This is a genomic window from Variovorax guangxiensis (assembly GCF_003952165.1).
Lineage (GTDB): Bacteria > Pseudomonadota > Gammaproteobacteria > Burkholderiales > Burkholderiaceae_C > Variovorax > Variovorax guangxiensis.
The window spans coordinates 155,446-172,677 of record NZ_RXFT01000001.1 but is presented as its reverse complement, the minus strand read 5'-3'; the positions used below and the strand labels follow the sequence as shown (position 1 = coordinate 172,677).

Genomic DNA, 17,232 nt, shown 5'->3' with positions numbered 1-17,232 from the left:
CGCTGCAGCGGAAACAAAAAAGCCCGGCACGAGGCCGGGCTGAAAGTGACAGCGAAAACTGTCCGTCGGATCAGTGGAACTGTTCTTCCTCGGTCGAACCCGACAGCGCCTTCACGCTGGACGAACCGCCCTGGATCACGGTGGTCACGTCGTCGAAGTAACCAGCGCCCACTTCCTGCTGGTGCGACACGAAGGTGTAGCCCTTGTCGCGTGCGGCGAACTCGGGTTCCTGGACCATGTTCACGTAGTGCTTCATGCCTTCGCCGCGAGCGTATGCATGGGCGAACTGGAAGGTGTTGAACCAGTTGACGTGGATGCCGGCCAGCGTGATGAACTGGTACTTGTAGCCCAGCGCCGACAGGTCTTCCTGGAACGAGGCGATCTGCTTGTCGTCGAGGTTCTTCTTCCAGTTGAAGGAAGGCGAGCAGTTGTACGACAGCAGCTTGCCCGGGCAGGCGGCGTGCACGGCTTGGGCGAATTCGCGGGCGAAGCCGATGTCGGGCACGCCGGTCTCGCACCACACCAGGTCGGCGTAGGGCGCGTAGGCCACGCCGCGGCTGATGGCTTGCTCCAGGCCGTTCTTGACGCGGAAGAAGCCTTCCTGCGTGCGCTCGCCGGTCAGGAACGGCTTGTCGTTGGCGTCATGGTCGGACGTGATCAGGTTCGCGGCTTCGGCATCGGTGCGGGCCAGGACGATGGTCGGCACGCCCAGCACGTCGGCGGCGAAGCGCGCGGCGATCAGCTTTTCGCAGGCTTCCTGCGTCGGCACCAGCACCTTGCCGCCCATGTGGCCGCACTTCTTCACGGCGGCGAGTTGGTCTTCGAAGTGCACGCCGGCGGCACCGGCGGTGATCATGTTCTTCATCAGTTCGAAAGCGTTGAGCACGCCGCCGAAACCGGCTTCCGCGTCGGCCACGATGGGCAGGAAGTAGTCGATGAATTCCTTGTCGCCCGGGTTGATGCCACGGCCCCACTGGATCTCGTCGGCACGGCGGAAGGTGTTGTTGATGCGACGGACCATCGTCGGCACCGAGTCGTAGGCATACAGCGACTGGTCGGGGTACATCGTCTCGGAGGTATTGCCGTCGGCGGCGACCTGCCAGCCCGACAGGTACACGGCCTCGAGGCCGGCCTTGGCCTGCTGCATCGCCTGGCCGGCGGAGATCGCGCCGAAAGCGTTCACATAGCCCTTCTTGGCGCCGCCGTTGATCTTGTCCCAGAGCTTCTCGGCACCGCGCTTGGCCAGCGTGTGCTCGATGGGGAACGAACCGCGCAGGCGCACGACGTCGGCCGCGCTGTAGCCGCGCTTGACGCCCTTCCAGCGGGGGTCGGTGGCCCATTCTTTCTCGAGTGCGGCGATCTGCTGTTCGCGGCTCAGTTGTTCAGTGAGGGTCTGGGGCATGGTCACTCCGTGAGGTTGATTGAAGGATTGGCGCTGCGGCCGTGGAGTTACTGTAACTCCGCTGCGGACTCTTATGTCTTATAGAAGACATATTTTTGCACCAATTAAATCAACAACTTACGGATATATTTCTCAATGCAGAATCATTTTTCCCATATCGAGAAAAAATATTGCGGCGCAGCAGGCGCACATTCCGTAATGCGCAATCAATCTTTCGGTTGTGAAAATGCGGCGTCGCTGCGTGCCGCATGGGCGATCCAGTCGCCGCTTTCGATCACTTCAAGCCCTGCGATGCGTGTCGGGTGGATCTCATAGACCAGGCAATCGAACCACTGCCCATTCGCCTCCACGCGCACCTGCCGCTTGATGTACTCGCCGGAATCGTCGTCCGCCACTTCCTCCAGCACGTCGAGCGCCGCTTCCACCGCGGGCTCGATGGCGTAGACCTCGCCCTTAACCCGCCTTTCACCACCGAGCACGATGCCCGGATAGGCGCCCAGATCGAGCAGCGTGCCGGCGATGCACGCCTGGCCGATGAACCTCGGCGCGGGCGGATAGCGCGCGATGTCGTTGCGTCCGCCGCTGCGCAGCGTGCCGTAGACAAAAACGTGGGGCATCATCGAAAGCGCACTCCTTCCTTCACAACAACACGTCGTCCAGTCTATTGAACTCCGCTGCCCCCGCATCAGGCCGCCTCGTGGCCTATGGCTGCCTGGCCCTGAGCATGTCGCTCGTCGGCGGTTACGTCGCCCTCTCCAAACCCCTCGTCGCCGCCTTTCCGGTGCTGCTGCTCGCCTGGCTGCGCTTCGGCATCGCGGCACTGGCAATGCCGCACTGGCTCAAGCGCTCGCCCGACGAACCGCCGATGACCACGCGCACGCGCTGGCTGGTGTTCCTCGAGTCCTTCCTCGGCAACTTCCTGTTCTCGATCTGCATGCTCTTCGGCGTGAGCCTGACGAGCGCAGTGTCGGCGGGCGTGATCATGGCGTCGATCCCGGCGTGCGTCGCCGTCGCGAGCTGGCTATTCCTGCGCGAGCGCATCACGGTGCGCATCGGCCTGGCCATCGCCTGCGCGGCAATCGGCATCGGACTGCTGGCGCTGTCGCCTTCGGCATCGCATGCGCCGGCTTCCACCGCGGCCGCATCTACGTCGACGTCGATGCCTTGGCTCGGCAATCTGCTCGTCTTCTGCGCGGTGCTCTGCGAGACGGCCTATGCGGTGATCGGCAAGTCGCTCACCGGGCGCCTCGGACCCAAGCGCATCGCTTCGCTCATCAACCTCTGGGGCTTCGTGCTGTCGATGCCCTTCGGCATCTGGTTCGCGCTGCAGTTCGACTTCACTGCCGTGCGCTTCGGCACCTGGGCACTGCTCGTGGCCTATGCACTGGCCGCGAGCATCTGGACGGTGTGGCTCTGGATGACCGGACTTCGCCACGTACCAGCCGCACAAGCGGGTGTTTTCGCCGTGCTGCTGCCTGTGAGCGCGGCCCTCGTAGGCGTGCTCGTGCTCGGCGAAAGCCTCTCTTCCCCACAGCTGGTTGCGTTCGTCGTTGCGCTCATCGGCGTGGTGCTTGCAACGTGGCCTGGGCGCCGAACGTGAAAAACGGGGCTTCTCCCCTCTGAAAAAACAACAACTCCCAATGAAAAAAGCGCTTTTTCCCTTGGAAACGCGTTTTTTCTCATTTAGCATCCGCAGTGCCACTGGAGACGCAAGTTTTTCATTGGTGAGTGTTCAACCAAAAAAGGAAATCAACCATGGCAACTGCAAAGAAGGCTCCGGCCAAGAAAGCTCCGGCAAAGAAGGCCGCTCCTGCAAAGAAGGCGGCTCCGGCGAAGAAGGCCGCTCCTGCGAAGAAGGCGGCTCCTGCGAAGAAGGCCGCACCGGCGAAGAAGGCTGCTCCTGCCAAGAAGGCCCCCGCGAAGAAGGCAGCTCCCGCCAAGAAGCGCACGCCCAACGCCGCGTTCATGAAGGCACTGACCCCCAGCCCGGCACTGGCCGCCGTCGTCGGCTCCACGCCGCTGCCGCGCACCGCTGTCGTGAGCAAACTGTGGGACTACATCAAGAAGAACAACCTTCAGGACAAGGCCAACAAGCGCAACATCAACGCCGACGCCAAGCTGAAGGAAATCTTCGGCAAGCCGCAAGTGTCGATGTTCGAACTGGCAGCGCTGATCGGCAAGCACGTCAAGTAAGCCTTCGGGGGCCTCGCGCTCCTGAATCAAGAAGCCCGCTTCATGCGGGCTTTTTTTTCGCCTGCGGCATCGCCCCGCCCTCTTCGAAAAAACGCGCCGGCGTGCAGCCGAAGTGCTTGCGGAATGCCTCTATGAAGGCGCTGACGGAGCTGTAACCCACCGTCAGCGCGACCGCGGTGACGCTCTCCTGCAAGCTCAGCAGTTCCACCGCCTTGAGCAGCCGCGCCTGCTGGCGCCACAGCGCGAAGCTCAGTCCCGTCTCGGCAGCGAATCGGCGGGTGAGCGTCCTTCGTGCCATGCCGATGCGATCGGCCCATCGGTCGATGCCGTCCGGCAGCGCCGGGTCGTCGGCCAGGGCTGCAGCCATGGCTGCCAGCCGGCTGTCCTGCGGCATCGGCAGATGAAGGGACGGCCTGTCGCCCGCGGCAAGCTCGTCGATCAGCACGCCCACCAGACGCCCTCGGCGGGGCTCCAGCAGGGGCTCGGATGCCTCCATGCCCGTCAGGCGGTCCACAAGCGCGCGCACCAGCGGCGTCGCCGCGAACACGTGCGGCACGCCCGGCAACGCCTGTGCCGTCGTCGCATCGATGTGCAGGCTCCAGCCCGCAGTGGCGCCGAAGGTCTGCGCCGCATGGGCACAGCGCGGCGCGATCCAGCCGATCCACCCCGGCGGCTGCACCCAGCGGCCCGACGGCGTCTCGATGACCTGCAGCCCCTCCCGCAAGGCGAACAGCTGCCCGGTCTCGTGCGAGTGATAGCCGGTGACGCGCGCCGCCTCGTAGGCGTTGATCCACAGCGTCGCGGGTGTCCGTTCAGCCATGGGTGGCCCGCGGGAGGTATCGATTGGCCCCGCCCCGCAAGCCCGAAGAGGCGGCGCTGCCTAGCATCGAAACCCTCTCGACTCCAACCAAGGAACAGCCTCCATGAAAGCCCAGGACATACTCCCCGATGGCGAAGACTTCACCACCATCAACGGCCGCACGTTGCGCAAGGGATCGGTCGCCGCCTTCCTCGCCAACGCGCGCATCCTCGAAGACGCCGGCACATCCGCCTCCGACAGGCAGGCCGCCGAACAGGATTTCGCCTCGCTGATCCCCACCCTCGACGCACTCGGCCTGTTCGACGTCTTCGAGCTGCGCTCGCCGTTCCTGCGCGAGGAGGTGGCCCGCCATCGCGCCGCGCTCAGCCCTGTGCCTGCTGCTGCTTCGCCGAACGCGTGATCGACGACAGCGTGCCGCGCGTGGTGATGACCTCGGGGTCGAGCGGAATCTCGATCAGCGTGCCGGTGTTGGCCTCCAGCGCGCGCAGCAGGGCCGCCTCGAACTGCGCCGTTTCCGTCACCCGCTCGGCCGCGTAGCCGTAGGCGCGCGCAAGTCCGCAGAAGTCGGGGTTGCGCAGCGCGGTGCCGCTGGTGCGTTCGGGGTACTCGCGCTCCTGGTGCATGCGGATCGTGCCGAACATGCCGTTGTTGAGCAGCACGATGATGCTCTTGCCTCCGTGCTGCGAAGCCGTCGCCAGCTCCTGCCCGGTCATCAGGAAATCGCCATCCCCCGCGATGGTGAAGGCCACGCGCCCCGTCGCCAGGTTGGCGGCGATGCCCGCCGGCACGCCGTAGCCCATCGCCCCGCTGGTCGGCGCCAGCTGCGTCTTCGCGCCCTTGGCGAGACCGCTGTAGCGGAAGTAGCGATGCACCCAACTCGCGAAGTTGCCCGCGCCGTTGGTGATGGCCGCATCCGCGGGCAGGTGCTTCTGCAGCAGCGCGACGACCTGCGCCATGTCGACCGGGCCGCGCGGCATTTCGGCAGGCATGCCGGCCAGCGCCTGCGGCACGAGGTTGGCTTCGTAGTCGGCATGGGCCTGCAGCGTCCATTCTTCCCAGGGCAGCGTCGGCGGCGCGCTCAGCACTTCCAGGCTGCGCGCGGCCGCGCTCATGCCGGCGTTGATCGCCAAGTCGGCCTGGTAGACGCGATTGAGCTCCTCGGCGCTCGCGTGGATATGCACCAGCGTCTGCTTCGCCTTGGGGGCCTCGAGCAGCGTGTAGCCGCTGGTGGTCATCTCGCCCAGGCGCGGGCCGATGGCGAGGATCAGGTCGGCATCCTTCACGCGCTGCGCCAGCTTCGGGTTGATGGCGATGCCGACGTCGCCCGCGTACTGCGGATGGTGGTTGTCGAAGGTGTCCTGGAAGCGGAAGGCATTCGCCACCGGCAGGCGCCAGTTCTCGGCGAAGCGCTGCAGCGCCTGCGCGGCCTGCGTCGTCCAGCCGCCGCCGCCAGCAATCACCAGCGGACGCTGCGACTTCAGCAGCAACTCGCGCAGGGTGCGCAGCGCGCCCGGGTCGCTCCATGGCTCCACCGCCTCCACCCGCGCCAGCGGACGCGCGGTGGTCTCGCTGCGCAGCATGTCTTCCGGCAGCACCAGCACCACCGGCCCCGGCCGCCCGTTCATGGCGGTGGCGAAGGCACGCGCGATGTATTCGGGGATGCGATTCGCGTCGTCGATGCGCTCGACCCGCTTGGCGAAACCCTTGGTGCTCGGCCCGAAGAAGCTCGCGTAGTCGACCTCCTGGAAGGCCTCGCGGTCGCGGAAGTCGCTGCCGACGTCGCCCACGAACAGCACCATCGGCGTCGAGTCCTGGAAGGCGTTGTGCACGCCGATCGACGCATTGGTCGCGCCCGGCCCGCGGGTGACGAAGCACACGCCCGGCCGGCCGGTGAGCTTGCCGTGCGCCTCGGCCATGAAGGCGGCGCCGCCCTCCTGCCGGTTGACGATGAAGCGCGCGCGGTCGCGGTAGGTGTGGAAGCCATCGAGCACCGCCAGGAAGCTCTCGCCCGGCACGCCGAATGCGATCTCCATGCCTTGCTCTACCAGGCACTCCACGATCAGGTGGCCTGCGGGTTGTGATGTACTCATGGGAAGTAGGAACCTCAGCTGCAAATGTCTCCGGCAATTATGTGCGCCCGCTCCAGACGCCTTGCGTTAATTCCCCAATTGGTTAAATTCGCGCCATGAAGGCCTCCAAGGACCCCACGCCCGACATCGCCATCGAGGCCATGGAACCCCGCTCGCGCGACGCGGACAGGTCGCAGCTGGCCATCCTCGCCTCGGCCCGCGACGAGTTCTCCGCGCGCGGCCTCGCGGGCGCGCGCATGGACAGCATCGCCGAGCGCGCGGGCCTCAACAAGCGCCTCATCTACTACTACTTCGGCAGCAAGGACGACCTCTTCCTTGCCGTGCTGGAGCGCGTCTACGCGGACATCCGCGAGGCGGAGCAGCGCCTGCACCTCGAAGAGATCGACCCCGTGGAGGCGATCCGCCAGCTGGTGTCGTTCACCTGGAACTACTATCTCGAGCACCCGGAGTTCATCACGCTGCTCAACAGCGAGAACCTGCATTGCGCGGCGCACCTGAAGCGCTCGGAACGCATCCAGGAGATGAACTCGCCGCTGGTGCAGCTGCTCGACACCGTGCTGGAGCGCGGCCGCCGCGGCGACCTGTTCCGCGCGGGCGTGGACCCGGTGCAGCTCTACATCTCCATCGCGTCGCTCTGCTACTTCTACCTCTCGAACAACCACACGCTATCGGCCATCTTCGGTCGCGACCTGCGTGCGCCCAAGGCGATGGCGCAACGCCTTTCGCACATGACCGACCTGGTTCTCGGCTACGTCTTGAAATAGGGTTCGCCGCCGGGCTGCGCGGCACTTCGCGTCGCTTCGCCAACCCCATCCGAGGGGGCAACTCCAGCAGCTTCCACGATGTTTCCGGCCTTGCGCCGCGCCGGCTCCAACAGCCGCGCACGACGCGATCGCATCCGAAAACCACCGAACCTCCTCCTGCGGGTATTCACTAGGGAGCGCCCGTTGACGCTCCCGCGCGGCCGTTCCTACAATCAGCAATTCACTCGATGGTGAATTGATTGATTTCAAGAATGCGGCCCGACCGCGCGGAGACATCCATGAAGTTCATTGCCAGCAGTGCCGTACGCACCACCGTCCTTGCCTCGCTGACCTGCATCGCGGCGCTGCTGCCGGGGCTGGCGGCGGCGCAGAACGGTTATCCGAACAAGCCGATCCGCGTGATCGTGCCGTTCGCGGCCGGCAGCACCACCGACATCATTGCCCGCGCGATCACCGACAAGATGAGCGCCAGCATGGGCCAGACGCTGGTGATCGACAACCGCGGCGGCGCGAGCGGCACCATCGGCCAGCAGGCGGTGGCCACGGCTGCGCCCGACGGCTACACGGTGATGATCCATTCGTCGTCGCACACGGTGAGCCCCTCCACCTTCGCCAAGCTGCCCTTCGACACGGTGCACGACTTCGCGGGCGTCACGCCGATCTCGTCGCTGCCCAACGCACTCGTGATCTCGCCGGGCAAGAACATCAAGACGCTGCCGCAGCTGCTGGCCGCCGCGCGCGCCAAGCCCGGCAGCATGAACTTCGCCTCCGCCGGCCAGGGCAGCGCCACGCACCTGAACGCAGAGAAGTTCAAGCTGGCCGCGAAGATCGACGCGACCAACATCCCCTTCAAGGGATCGGGCGAGGCCGTGACCGAGGTGCTCTCGGGCCGCGTCGACTATTACTTCTCGCCGATCGCACCGGTCATCGGCCAGATCAAGGAAGGCCAGTTGCTGGCACTGGCCGTGGGTTCGCCCAAGCGCGCGGCCGCCCTGCCCGACGTGCCCACCACCAGCGAAGCCGGCGTGCCTGGCTCGGAGTTCAACTTCTGGATCGGAATGATGGCGCCGGCCAAGACGCCGCGCGACATCGTCGAGCGCCTGAACGCCGAGGTGGCGAAGGCACTGGCCACGCCCGAGGTGAAGGAGCGCTTCGCCAAGCTGGGCGCCGACGCCTGGACGCTCAAGCCCGAGCAGTTCGACGCCTACATCAAGGAAGAGATCGCGAGCAACGCCCAACTCGTGAAGGCGGCCGGTCTCTCGGTCCAACAGTAAGCAACGCAAGCACGCTCCCCTCGCTCTCCCGAAAGCCCCGGCTCCCGCCATGTTCCGCAAGCTCCTGCTCTCCCCGGCCCTGCGCCCTTTCCTCCTGATCCTGTTGCTGCTGGTGCTGTGGGACCTGGCGATCCGCCTGTTCAGGATTCCGGCCTACCTCATTCCCCCGCCGTGGGAGGTGGTGAAGCAGCTCGTCGCCGAATGGCCGCGCCTGCTCGCCGAGAGCTGGAAGACCACGCTCGCCACGCTCGGCGGCTTCGGGCTGACGATCCTCATCGGCATTCCGATCGCGATGGTCATCGCCTACTCGCGCGTCATCGAGTCGTACGTGTATCCGCTGCTGGTGTTCTCGCAGAGCATTCCCAAGGTGGCGATCGCGCCCCTCTTCGTGGTGTGGTTCGGCTTCGGCATCTTCCCGAAGGTCATCAGCGCCTTCCTGCTGGGCTTCTTCCCGGTAGTGGTGTCCACGGTGATGGGTTTCAAGTCGGTCGAGCCCGACATGCTCGACCTCTCGCGCTCCATGGGCGCGAGCCGCCTGCAGACCTTCTTCAAGATCAGCCTGCCGCAGGCCTTGCCGCAGATCTTCAGCGGCCTGAAGGTGTCGGTCACGCTGGCGGTGGTGGGTGCCGTGGTCGGCGAGTTCGTCGGCTCCAACTCGGGCATCGGCTACGTGCTGCAGGTCGCCAACGGCAACTTCGACCTGCCGCTGATGTTCGCGGCGCTGGTGGTGCTTTCGAGCATCGGCGTCATTCTTTTCGTCGCGGTCGATCTGGTCGAGCGCGTGATGATTCCCTGGCACGCCTCGCAGCGCCACGTGCACTGAGTTCAACGAGTTCCTTCGCAAAGCCAACAACTCCCGGAGACAAGACCATGAAGAAACTGCTTCCCACGCTGCTCGCCGCGGCCGCGCTCGCCACCTTCGCCATCGCACCTGCCCATGCGCAGGGCGACAAGCCCAAGGACAAGGTCACGCTGATGCTCAACTGGTACCTGTACAGCGAGCACGCGCCCTTCTTCCTCGGCAAGGAAAAGGGCTTCTACGCAGAGGAGGGCATCGACCTCGACATCCAGGAAGGCCGCGGCTCCGCCGTCACCGCGCAGGCGGTGGCCGCCAAGTCGGCGACCTTCGGCTACATCGACGTGACGACCATGATCAAGGCCGCCGCCAAGGGCGCGCCGCTGAAGTCGACGGGCGTGCTGTTCCAGGTGAGCCCGATGTCGGTGATGGGCTTCAGCGAGAAGAACATCAAGACGCCGAAGGACATCATCGGCAAGACCGTGGCGGTGACGCCTGGCGACTCGATGTCGCAGATGTGGCCGCTCTTCCTGAAGGTCAACGACATCAAGCCCGACCAGATCAAGACCGTCTCGGGCGACGCGCAGACCAAGCTCAATGCCGTGACCAACGGCCAGGCCGACCTGCTGCTGGGCTACGTGATGGACCAGGCCATCAAGCTGCAGGACGCCACCGGCAAGCCGGTGACGCCGATCCGCTTTGCCGACTCGGGCGTGAACCAGATCAGCTCCGGGATCATCGCCAACAAGAACCTGCTGACCGAGAACCCCGACCTGGTGAAGCGCTTCATGCGCGCCTCCACCAAGGCCGCCGAAGCCGCCGAGAAGAGCCCCGAGGCCGCGGTCGACGCGATGCTCAAGGCCAACCCCAAGGCCGGCGTGCGCGACACGCTCATCGTGGGCATGAAGCAGAGCGTGGCGCTCTACCACACGAAGGAAACAGCCAACCAGCGCCCCTTCCGCGTGCAGATGAAGAACGTGAACGACTCGCTCGACCTGCTGGTGCAGTACGGCGGCATGGATGCCTCCACGCGCGGCAAGCCCGAGGACTACGTCACTCTGGATTTCCTCCCCTGACCTTCCTTCGGTCCTGAACCCCGCGCGCCTTCCGCAGTAGTCACCTCTCACGCATTCCATGTCCCAAGTCAACCTGATCGAAGCGCGCGGCGTCTCGAAGATCTACCCAAGCAAGGACGGCCCCGTCGAGTCGCTCAAGCCGCTCGACTTCGCCATCAAGGAAGGCGAGTTCGTCTCCGTCGTCGGTCCGTCGGGCTGCGGCAAGAGCACGCTGCTGAAGATGGTGGCGGGCCTGTTGCCCATCAGCGGTGGCAGCCTCACGCTGGCCGGCAAGCCGATCAAGGGCGCGCAGAAGGACGTGGGCATCGTGTTCCAGAGCGCGGTGCTGCTGCCCTGGCGCAGCGTGGAAGACAACATCCTGCTGCAGGCCGAGATGCGCCACATGCCCATGGACGCTGCCAGGGCACGCGCCCGCGAGCTGATGGAGATGGCCGGCCTCAAGGGCTTCGAGGGCAAGTACCCGTGGCAGCTCTCGGGCGGCATGCAGCAGCGCGCATCGATCTGCCGCGCCCTGCTGCACGACCCCTCTGTGCTGCTGATGGACGAGCCCTTCGGCGCGCTCGACGCGATGACGCGCGAGAAGATGAACCTGGAGCTGCAGCGCATCTGGATGACGTCGAAGAAGACGGTGATGCTCATCACCCACAGCATTCCCGAGGCCATCTTCCTGTCGGACCGCGTGATGGTGATGAGCGAGCGCCCCGGCTCCATCGCCGCCGTGTACGACATCGACCTGCCGCGCCCGCGCACGCTGGACGTCATGTCCTCGCCCGAGTTCGGCGCCTACACCAAGCTGGTGCGCGCGCATTTCTACTCGCAGGGCATCCTGGACCACTGAAGAGCGAGAGCCGGCCATGGACGCGATCCGCTTTCACGTCGAGGAGATCCGCTTCGCCGAGCGCAACGTGGCGCTGCGGCTGCCTTTCCGCTTCGGCGCCGCCACCGTCACGGCCTGCCCGCAGATCTACGTGAAGGCGCGCATCCGCTTTGCCGACGGCCGCACGGCCGAGGGCTGTGCGGCGGAGATGATGATTCCGAAGTGGTTCGACAAGAACCCGGCCCTGAACAACGAACAGAACTTCGAGCAGCTGCGCTTCGCGCTGCGCGACGCCCGCGAGGCCTACACCGCCGAGCCCGATGCGCAGACCGCCTGGACGCATTTCGCCTCCAACTACGCCGCGCTGCAATCGCGCGCCAGGGCCAAGGGCCTGCAGCCGCTGGTGGCCAGCTACGGCCCTGCGCTGATCGACCGCGCCCTGCTCGATGCGCTGTGCCTGCACAGCGGCGCCAGCTTCGCGGCGGCGATGAGCGGCAACCTCTGCGGCATCGACATTGCCGGCAGCGGCCTTGTCGATGATCTCGCGGGCTTCGACATGCCGGCCTTCCTCGCGAAGCAGTCGCCGCGTAGCAACATCGCCGCCCGCCACACAGTCGGGCTGGCGGACGCCATCGACGAGTACGACGTCTCGCCCGATGCACCCACCGACGGCCTGCCCACGACGCTGCAGGCCGCCGTGCAGCGCTACGGCCACACCCATTTCAAGCTGAAGCTGTGCGGCAACATCGCGCAGGACATCGACCGGCTCCAGCGCATCGCCCGCGTGATCGACGGCCAGGCCCAGCTCGTCACACTCGACGGCAACGAGCAGTACGCGGACGCCGACGACTTCGCCACTTTTCTCGACCGCATGCTCTCCACGCCCACGCTGTGGAAGCTCGCGCAGAAGACGGTCTTCGTCGAACAGCCGATCCGCCGCGACGCGGCGCTGCAGCGCGACGTGTCGGCGCTGGGCAAGCGCATTCCGCTGCTCATCGACGAATCGGACGCCACGCTCGACGCCTTCGTGCAGGCCCGTGCCCTGGGCTACACCGGCGTGTCGAGCAAGAGCTGCAAGAGCTTCTACAAGTCAGTGATCAACGCCGCGCGCTGCGCGCAGTGGAATGCCGAGCTGGAGAAGCCACGCTACTTTCTCTCCGGCGAAGACCTGACCATGCAGGCCGGCATCGGCGTGCAGCAAGACCTGGCACTCGTCTCCTGGCTCGGCCTCTCGCACGTCGAGCGCAACGGGCACCATTACGTCAACGGCCTCTCGGCGGCGCCCGAGGCCGAGCAGCAGGCTTTGCTGCGCGCCCACCCGGGGCTTTACGAAACCAGCGACGGCGCAGTGCGCCTCGCCATCCGCGAAGGGCAACTCGACCTGTCCTCGCTCAACGCCGCGCCCGGCTTCGCCACCGGCAAGCCAGGCGCCGGCATCTCGTGGGACGCGATGCGTTCCGTCTACTGAACCGAAGCGCGCGTCAAGCCCGCACAAATCTCTCGCACCCCAAGGAAGAAAACGATGGCCACCCAACGTCTAGGAATCATCATGCACGGCGTCACCGGGCGCATGGGCATGAACCAGCACCTGATCCGCTCGATCTGCGCCATCCGCGCCCAGGGCGGCGTCACGCTGTCGAACGGCGACAAGGTCATGCCCGACCCCATCCTCATCGGCCGCAATGCCGAGAAGATGGAAGCGCTGGCCAAGGCCCACAACATCCCGCGCTGGGGCACCGACCTCGACAAGGCGCTGGAGAACAAGGACGACACCATCTTCTTCGACGCCGGCACCACGCAGATGCGCCCCGCCCTGCTGGCCAAGGCCATCCGCGCCGGCAAGCACGTCTACTGCGAGAAGCCCATCGCCACCAACCTCAACGAGGCCGTGGAGATCGCCCGCCTGGCCGAAGAAGCTTCGAAGACCAAGGGCCTGAAGCACGGCGCCGTGCAGGACAAGCTCTTCCTGCCCGGCCTGCGCAAGCTCGACATGCTGCGCCGCGCCGGCTTCTTCGGCCGCATGCTCAGCGTGCGCCTGGAGTTCGGCTACTGGGTGTTCGAGGGCGACCTGCAGCCCATCCAGCGCCCGAGCTGGAACTACCGCAAGGAAGACGGCGGCGGGATGATCCTGGACATGATGTGCCACTGGCGGTACGTGCTGGACAACCTGTTCGGCGAAGTGAAGTCGGTGAGCTGCCTGGGCACCACCCACATCCCCAAGCGCTGGGACGAGGCCGGCAAGCCCTACGAGGCCACCGCCGACGACGCGGCCTACGCCACCTGCGAGCTCACCGGCCACAACGGCGAGCCCGTCATCGCGCAGATCAACATGAGCTGGGTCACGCGCGTGCGCCGCGACGACCTCGTGACCTTCCACGTCGACGGTACCGACGGCTCGGCCGTGGCCGGCCTGTCGAGCTGCCGTGCCCAGTCGCGCGTGGCCACGCCGCGCCCGGTATGGAACCCCGACGAGAAGCAGACCATGAACTTCTTCGACCAGTGGCAGGAGATTCCGGACTCGCAGGTCTACGACAACGGCTTCAAGATCCAGTGGGAACACTTCATCCGCCACGTGGTGGAAGACGCGCCCTACAAGTGGACGCTGCCCGAAGGCGCCAAGGGCGTACAGCTGGTCGAGGCCGCGCTCGAGTCGTGGAATGACCGCCGCTGGGTCGACGTGCCTGCGCTGAAGGTCTGACATGGCACTCTCGCTGAACCTCCCCACCGCCGGCGGCACGCTCGCGCCCTACGCGCTGCGCGGCACCGCACCGGTGAAGCCCGATGCGGGCGTCAAGTTCAACCGCATCGCCTACTCGGCCGCCCACGTGGTGGCCGACCCGATGGCCGCCATCGACCCGTGGCTGCAGTGCGCGGTCGACTGGGACACCACCATCGCCTACCGCCGCCACCTGTTCTCGCTGGGCCTGGGCGTGGCCGAGGCCATGGACACCGCGCAGCGCGGCATGGGCCTCGACTGGCCCACCTCGCTGGAGTTGATCCGCCGCTCGCTCGATGCAGCCAAGGACGTGCCCGGCGCGCTGGTCGCCTCGGGCTGCGGCACCGACCACCTGGACATCGACAGCGTGAAGAGTGTCGACGAAGTGATCCGCGGCTACGAAGAGCAGATGGCCGCCATCGAGGCACTGGGCGGCAAGCTGATCGTCATGGCCAGTCGTGCGCTGGCCCGCGTGGCGAAGAGCCCGGCCGACTACGAACGGGTGTACGACCGCATCCTGAGCCAGGCGAAGCAGCCGGTGGTGCTGCACTGGCTGGGCGACATGTTCGACCCTGCGCTGGCGGGCTACTGGGGAACGAAGGACGTCGACGCGGCCATGGACACCGCGTTGGGCATCATCGCCGCGCATCCGAGCAAGGTGGACGGCATCAAGATCTCCCTGCTCGACAAGGACAAGGAAATCGCGATGCGCCGCCGCCTGCCGCCGGGCGTGCGCATGTACACGGGCGACGACTTCAACTACGCCGAGCTGATCGCCGGCGACGGCTTCGGCAGCGAGCCCACGCACGGCAAGAGCGATGCGCTGCTGGGCATCTTCGACGCGATCGCGCCCGCCGCGAGCGCGGCCCTCGGTGCGCTGGCGCAGGGCGACGAGAAGAAGTTCCACGACATCCTCGGCCCCACGGTGCCGCTGTCTCGCCACATCTTCGCGGCCCCCACGCGCTTCTACAAGACCGGCGTGGTGTTCATGGCCTGGCTCAATGGCCACCAGAAGCACTTCACCATGGTCGGCGGCCAGCAGAGCACGCGCTCGCTGCAGCACTTCGCGGAACTGTTCAGGCTGGCCGACGCGGCCAACCTGCTGGAGCAACCCGAACTGGCGGTGCAGCGCATGAAGACCCTACTGGCTTTGCACGGCGTGGAAGGCTGAAGACGAGCATGCGCGATTTCTCGCAGAACCACGACTGGCTCTCGATCAACACCGCTACCGTGCGCAAGCAGTCGGGCGCAGAGGTGCCGCTGGACCGCATCATCGACCAGTGCGCCGAACGCGGCATCCGCGCCATCAGCCCGTGGCGCGACCAGGTGGCAGCCGTCGGGCTCGACAAGGTGGCGAAGCAGCTGAAGGCGCACGGCATCGGCCTCTCGGGCTATTGCCGCGGCGGCTTTTTCCCCGCGCCCGATGCGGCCGGCCTGAGGGCCGCGCTCGACGACAACCGCCGCGCCATCGACGAGGCCAAGACGCTCGATGCACCCTGCCTAGTGCTGGTGGTCGGCGCCCTGCCCGGCGCGCTCGAAGGCAAGGCCGCCTACAAGGACATCGGCCGCGCGCGCGCCGAGGTGCGCGATGGCATCGCCGCCTCGCTCGAATACGCCCGCGAGGTCGGCATGCCGCTGGCCATCGAGCCCCTGCACCCGATGCAGGCGGCCGACCGCGCATGCATCAACACGCTCGAACACGCGCTGGACCTGTGCGACGAACTCGACGCGGGCAGGAGCGGCATGCTCGGTGTGGCTCTGGACATCTACCACGTGTGGTGGGACCCGAAGCTGCAGCAGCAGATCACCCGCGCCGGCCGCGAGCGCCTGCTGGCGTACCACGTCTGCGACTGGCTCACGCCTACGCGCGACCTGCTGAGTGACCGCGGGATGATGGGGGATGGGGTGGTCGAGTTGAAGAAGATCCGCGGGTGGGTGGAAGACGCGGGCTTTGCGGGGTTCAGCGAGGTGGAGATTTTTTCGAATCTCGACTGGTGGCAGCGGCCTGGGGCTGAGACGCTGGACGTCTGTATCGAGCGGCATAAGCAGGCTGTCTAGGGCTGCTCTGTGCTCGCGTTGTTCGGGGCGCGTGCACAGGGCACCGGGTAAGTGTTCGGCAACGCCATCATGGCCGTGTCAGGGCGGATCGGCTAGCAGTGCGTCTTGCAGCGAATCTGCGTCGAATCGAGGTAAGCCATCGAGCACCCCCGAATCGTTGAATACACAGCTTCCCTCGTGCTTGCAGAATGCATATGCAACGGCGCCTCCGAACTTCCAGTCGCCGCGGGTGGTGACGTCGACCATGTAGCGTCGACCGGAATCTTCTGTGATCTCTATTGACGCCTCGCGGATGGAGGCCCAGCAGAAGTCGTTAGGGCCTTCTCCCTCGAACATGAGGAAAGAGGTCATCAGGCTGGCGGCTGGGATGTCATTATTTCTGCGCAGAGACAACCGCGGAGGCGCTCTCCCAAGTTCGCGGAACCCCTCGGCGACGAGCGACTCAACCTCCAAGACGTCGGCGGGCGGTTGCGAGATGGGGATGAACAGACTGTCTGCCACACGAGCGAGTGTAGTAGCTCAACCATGCGCGAAGGCTTTCCAGCGGTGCGGCAACAGCTCGTCGATGCGGCTATGCGGCTGTGTCGGAATCGCCCCTAATTCTCTTCACCCCGAAGGCTTCACGCGGGCCGCGAAACCCGCAGCCCGCAGACCGGCCGCTACTCGCCGGTCTCAGGCGCCCCACGCCGCGCCTTCTCGCTCATCTGAAACAACTCCCCAGCCTTGCGAGCCATTTCAGCCGCAAGCCAGAGCAGGTTGTTCAATTGCCGAGGCCCATCCCCGCTGCACCAGTCGATCTCTTCCCCATGGCAGACCCACAGCAGAGCTTCGAGTTGGGTAAGGGTGTTTTCAAGAAGATCCGCCGGGTCTTGTTGGGCGGTTTCTGCGGAAGCTACCGGCGTAGTTGGCCGGGCTATAGTCTTGGTAGCCATTTTTGTGCGTTCCTTCCAAGGTGTGTGCACGAACTTGGTTAGACGGCTGGGGTGCTGATAACACTCCGGCCGTCGCCTTTTGATACCTCGCATCTGCATCGCTGCTTTCGCACCGACGACCTGCCGCGAGGCAAGCAGCCTTCGAACATCTGGGTGACTTGAGTGGGTGGCGCCTTTCTGCCCCCTTGGCGGGGCGTCGAGTGATAGGGGCATTCACTCTAGAGAAGAACCCGGCGAAGTAGCCGCTGCCACAGCACGAAGTCGCGCAGACTGCCAACAAATGCAGCTTCCGCA

The 17,232-nt window shown here is 65.8% G+C and carries 18 protein-coding genes; 12 read left to right on the top strand and 6 right to left on the bottom strand.

Features of this window, described 5'->3' with window-relative positions; translation table 11 throughout:
* Nucleotides 1-70 precede the first annotated feature (70 nt).
* Nucleotides 71-1,402 (bottom strand): isocitrate lyase, encoded by a 1,332-nt coding sequence (gene aceA, locus EJP67_RS00815; RefSeq protein WP_019653316.1) that lies wholly within the window; start codon nucleotides 1,400-1,402, stop codon nucleotides 71-73.
* 206 nt (nucleotides 1,403-1,608) lie between these two features.
* Complete coding sequence (locus tag EJP67_RS00810) at nucleotides 1,609-2,022, bottom strand: gamma-glutamylcyclotransferase family protein (protein WP_126018427.1); 414 nt, start codon at nucleotides 2,020-2,022, stop codon at nucleotides 1,609-1,611.
* Between the two features lie 44 nt (nucleotides 2,023-2,066).
* On the opposite strand from EJP67_RS00810, the gene EJP67_RS00805 reads away from it, so the two are divergent.
* Nucleotides 2,067-3,002, top strand: coding sequence for a DMT family transporter (locus tag EJP67_RS00805; protein WP_126018425.1), 936 nt, complete (start codon nucleotides 2,067-2,069; stop codon nucleotides 3,000-3,002).
* A gap of 155 nt (nucleotides 3,003-3,157) precedes the next feature.
* Complete coding sequence (locus tag EJP67_RS00800) at nucleotides 3,158-3,595, top strand: SWIB/MDM2 domain-containing protein (protein ID WP_126018423.1); 438 nt, start codon at nucleotides 3,158-3,160, stop codon at nucleotides 3,593-3,595.
* Between the two features lie 40 nt (nucleotides 3,596-3,635).
* On the opposite strand, the gene EJP67_RS00795 is transcribed toward EJP67_RS00800, so the two are convergent.
* Nucleotides 3,636-4,415 carry an AraC family transcriptional regulator gene (locus EJP67_RS00795; RefSeq protein ID WP_126018421.1) on the bottom strand — a complete coding sequence of 260 codons (780 nt, stop codon included), beginning with the start codon at nucleotides 4,413-4,415 and terminating at the stop codon, nucleotides 3,636-3,638.
* Nucleotides 4,416-4,518: 103 nt separating this feature from the next.
* Between EJP67_RS00795 and EJP67_RS00790 the strand changes: the two genes are divergently transcribed.
* A complete protein-coding gene (locus EJP67_RS00790; protein ID WP_126018419.1) occupies nucleotides 4,519-4,815 on the top strand; it encodes a hypothetical protein in 297 nt (98 codons plus the stop codon).
* On the opposite strand, the gene EJP67_RS00785 is transcribed toward EJP67_RS00790, so the two are convergent.
* The gene (locus tag EJP67_RS00785; RefSeq protein ID WP_126018417.1) at nucleotides 4,778-6,505 is read right to left on the bottom strand and encodes a thiamine pyrophosphate-binding protein; all 1,728 of its coding nucleotides are present in this window, start codon (nucleotides 6,503-6,505) and stop codon (nucleotides 4,778-4,780) included. The genes EJP67_RS00790 and EJP67_RS00785 overlap by 38 nt on opposite strands.
* Nucleotides 6,506-6,600: 95 nt before the next feature.
* Here EJP67_RS00785 and EJP67_RS00780 point away from each other — a divergent pair, with 95 nt between their 5' ends.
* The 9 genes from EJP67_RS00780 (at nucleotide 6,601) to EJP67_RS00740 (ending at nucleotide 16,006) form a co-directional block, all read left to right on the top strand.
* On the top strand, nucleotides 6,601-7,269 hold the full coding sequence (locus EJP67_RS00780) for a TetR/AcrR family transcriptional regulator (RefSeq protein WP_126018415.1): 669 nt from the start codon (nucleotides 6,601-6,603) through the stop codon (nucleotides 7,267-7,269).
* A 278-nt stretch (nucleotides 7,270-7,547) separates the two neighbouring features.
* Nucleotides 7,548-8,543: a tripartite tricarboxylate transporter substrate binding protein gene (locus EJP67_RS00775; protein WP_126018413.1), complete on the top strand. Its 996-nt coding sequence runs from the start codon at nucleotides 7,548-7,550 to the stop codon at nucleotides 8,541-8,543.
* A 49-nt stretch (nucleotides 8,544-8,592) separates the two neighbouring features.
* Nucleotides 8,593-9,366: an ABC transporter permease gene (locus EJP67_RS00770; RefSeq protein ID WP_126018411.1), complete on the top strand. Its 774-nt coding sequence runs from the start codon at nucleotides 8,593-8,595 to the stop codon at nucleotides 9,364-9,366.
* A 47-nt stretch (nucleotides 9,367-9,413) separates the two neighbouring features.
* The gene (locus EJP67_RS00765) at nucleotides 9,414-10,415 is read left to right on the top strand and encodes an ABC transporter substrate-binding protein (RefSeq protein WP_126018409.1); all 1,002 of its coding nucleotides are present in this window, start codon (nucleotides 9,414-9,416) and stop codon (nucleotides 10,413-10,415) included.
* 58 nt (nucleotides 10,416-10,473) lie between these two features.
* Nucleotides 10,474-11,253 (top strand): ABC transporter ATP-binding protein, encoded by a 780-nt coding sequence (locus EJP67_RS00760; RefSeq protein ID WP_126018407.1) that lies wholly within the window; start codon nucleotides 10,474-10,476, stop codon nucleotides 11,251-11,253.
* A 16-nt stretch (nucleotides 11,254-11,269) separates the two neighbouring features.
* Entirely contained in the window at nucleotides 11,270-12,700 is a 1,431-nt protein-coding gene (locus EJP67_RS00755) for an enolase C-terminal domain-like protein (RefSeq protein WP_126018405.1), read from the top strand.
* Nucleotides 12,701-12,754: 54 nt separating this feature from the next.
* Complete coding sequence (locus EJP67_RS00750) at nucleotides 12,755-13,930, top strand: Gfo/Idh/MocA family protein (RefSeq protein ID WP_126018403.1); 1,176 nt, start codon at nucleotides 12,755-12,757, stop codon at nucleotides 13,928-13,930.
* Between the two features lies 1 nt (nucleotide 13,931).
* A complete protein-coding gene (locus EJP67_RS00745) occupies nucleotides 13,932-15,119 on the top strand; it encodes a dihydrodipicolinate synthase family protein (protein WP_126018401.1) in 1,188 nt (395 codons plus the stop codon).
* Between the two features lie 8 nt (nucleotides 15,120-15,127).
* A complete protein-coding gene (locus EJP67_RS00740; protein ID WP_126018399.1) occupies nucleotides 15,128-16,006 on the top strand; it encodes a sugar phosphate isomerase/epimerase family protein in 879 nt (292 codons plus the stop codon).
* 78 nt (nucleotides 16,007-16,084) lie between these two features.
* Here EJP67_RS00740 and EJP67_RS33515 read toward each other — a convergent pair whose 3' ends face one another.
* Entirely contained in the window at nucleotides 16,085-16,357 is a 273-nt protein-coding gene (locus EJP67_RS33515; RefSeq protein WP_165909526.1) for a hypothetical protein, read from the bottom strand.
* 308 nt (nucleotides 16,358-16,665) lie between these two features.
* The gene (locus EJP67_RS00730; RefSeq protein WP_126018395.1) at nucleotides 16,666-16,938 is read right to left on the bottom strand and encodes a hypothetical protein; all 273 of its coding nucleotides are present in this window, start codon (nucleotides 16,936-16,938) and stop codon (nucleotides 16,666-16,668) included.
* Nucleotides 16,939-17,232 lie beyond the last annotated feature (294 nt).

Excerpts from the sequence above, each read along its gene's own strand:
- aceA (WP_019653316.1), bottom strand. The coding sequence starts at position 1,402 with ATGCCCCAGACCCTCACTGAACAACTGAGCCGCGAACAGCAGATCGCC.
- EJP67_RS00810 (WP_126018427.1), bottom strand. The coding sequence starts at position 2,022 with ATGATGCCCCACGTTTTTGTCTACGGCACGCTGCGCAGCGGCGGACGC.
- EJP67_RS00800 (WP_126018423.1), top strand. The coding sequence starts at position 3,158 with ATGGCAACTGCAAAGAAGGCTCCGGCCAAGAAAGCTCCGGCAAAGAAG.
- EJP67_RS00795 (WP_126018421.1), bottom strand. The coding sequence starts at position 4,415 with ATGGCTGAACGGACACCCGCGACGCTGTGGATCAACGCCTACGAGGCG.
- EJP67_RS00790 (WP_126018419.1), top strand. The coding sequence starts at position 4,519 with ATGAAAGCCCAGGACATACTCCCCGATGGCGAAGACTTCACCACCATC.
- EJP67_RS00785 (WP_126018417.1), bottom strand. The coding sequence starts at position 6,505 with ATGAGTACATCACAACCCGCAGGCCACCTGATCGTGGAGTGCCTGGTA.
- EJP67_RS00780 (WP_126018415.1), top strand. The coding sequence starts at position 6,601 with ATGAAGGCCTCCAAGGACCCCACGCCCGACATCGCCATCGAGGCCATG.
- EJP67_RS00775 (WP_126018413.1), top strand. The coding sequence starts at position 7,548 with ATGAAGTTCATTGCCAGCAGTGCCGTACGCACCACCGTCCTTGCCTCG.
- EJP67_RS00770 (WP_126018411.1), top strand. The coding sequence starts at position 8,593 with ATGTTCCGCAAGCTCCTGCTCTCCCCGGCCCTGCGCCCTTTCCTCCTG.
- EJP67_RS00765 (WP_126018409.1), top strand. The coding sequence starts at position 9,414 with ATGAAGAAACTGCTTCCCACGCTGCTCGCCGCGGCCGCGCTCGCCACC.
- EJP67_RS00760 (WP_126018407.1), top strand. The coding sequence starts at position 10,474 with ATGTCCCAAGTCAACCTGATCGAAGCGCGCGGCGTCTCGAAGATCTAC.
- EJP67_RS00755 (WP_126018405.1), top strand. The coding sequence starts at position 11,270 with ATGGACGCGATCCGCTTTCACGTCGAGGAGATCCGCTTCGCCGAGCGC.
- EJP67_RS00750 (WP_126018403.1), top strand. The coding sequence starts at position 12,755 with ATGGCCACCCAACGTCTAGGAATCATCATGCACGGCGTCACCGGGCGC.
- EJP67_RS00745 (WP_126018401.1), top strand. The coding sequence starts at position 13,932 with ATGGCACTCTCGCTGAACCTCCCCACCGCCGGCGGCACGCTCGCGCCC.
- EJP67_RS00740 (WP_126018399.1), top strand. The coding sequence starts at position 15,128 with ATGCGCGATTTCTCGCAGAACCACGACTGGCTCTCGATCAACACCGCT.
- EJP67_RS33515 (WP_165909526.1), bottom strand. The coding sequence starts at position 16,357 with ATGACCTCTTTCCTCATGTTCGAGGGAGAAGGCCCTAACGACTTCTGC.
- EJP67_RS00730 (WP_126018395.1), bottom strand. The coding sequence starts at position 16,938 with ATGGCTACCAAGACTATAGCCCGGCCAACTACGCCGGTAGCTTCCGCA.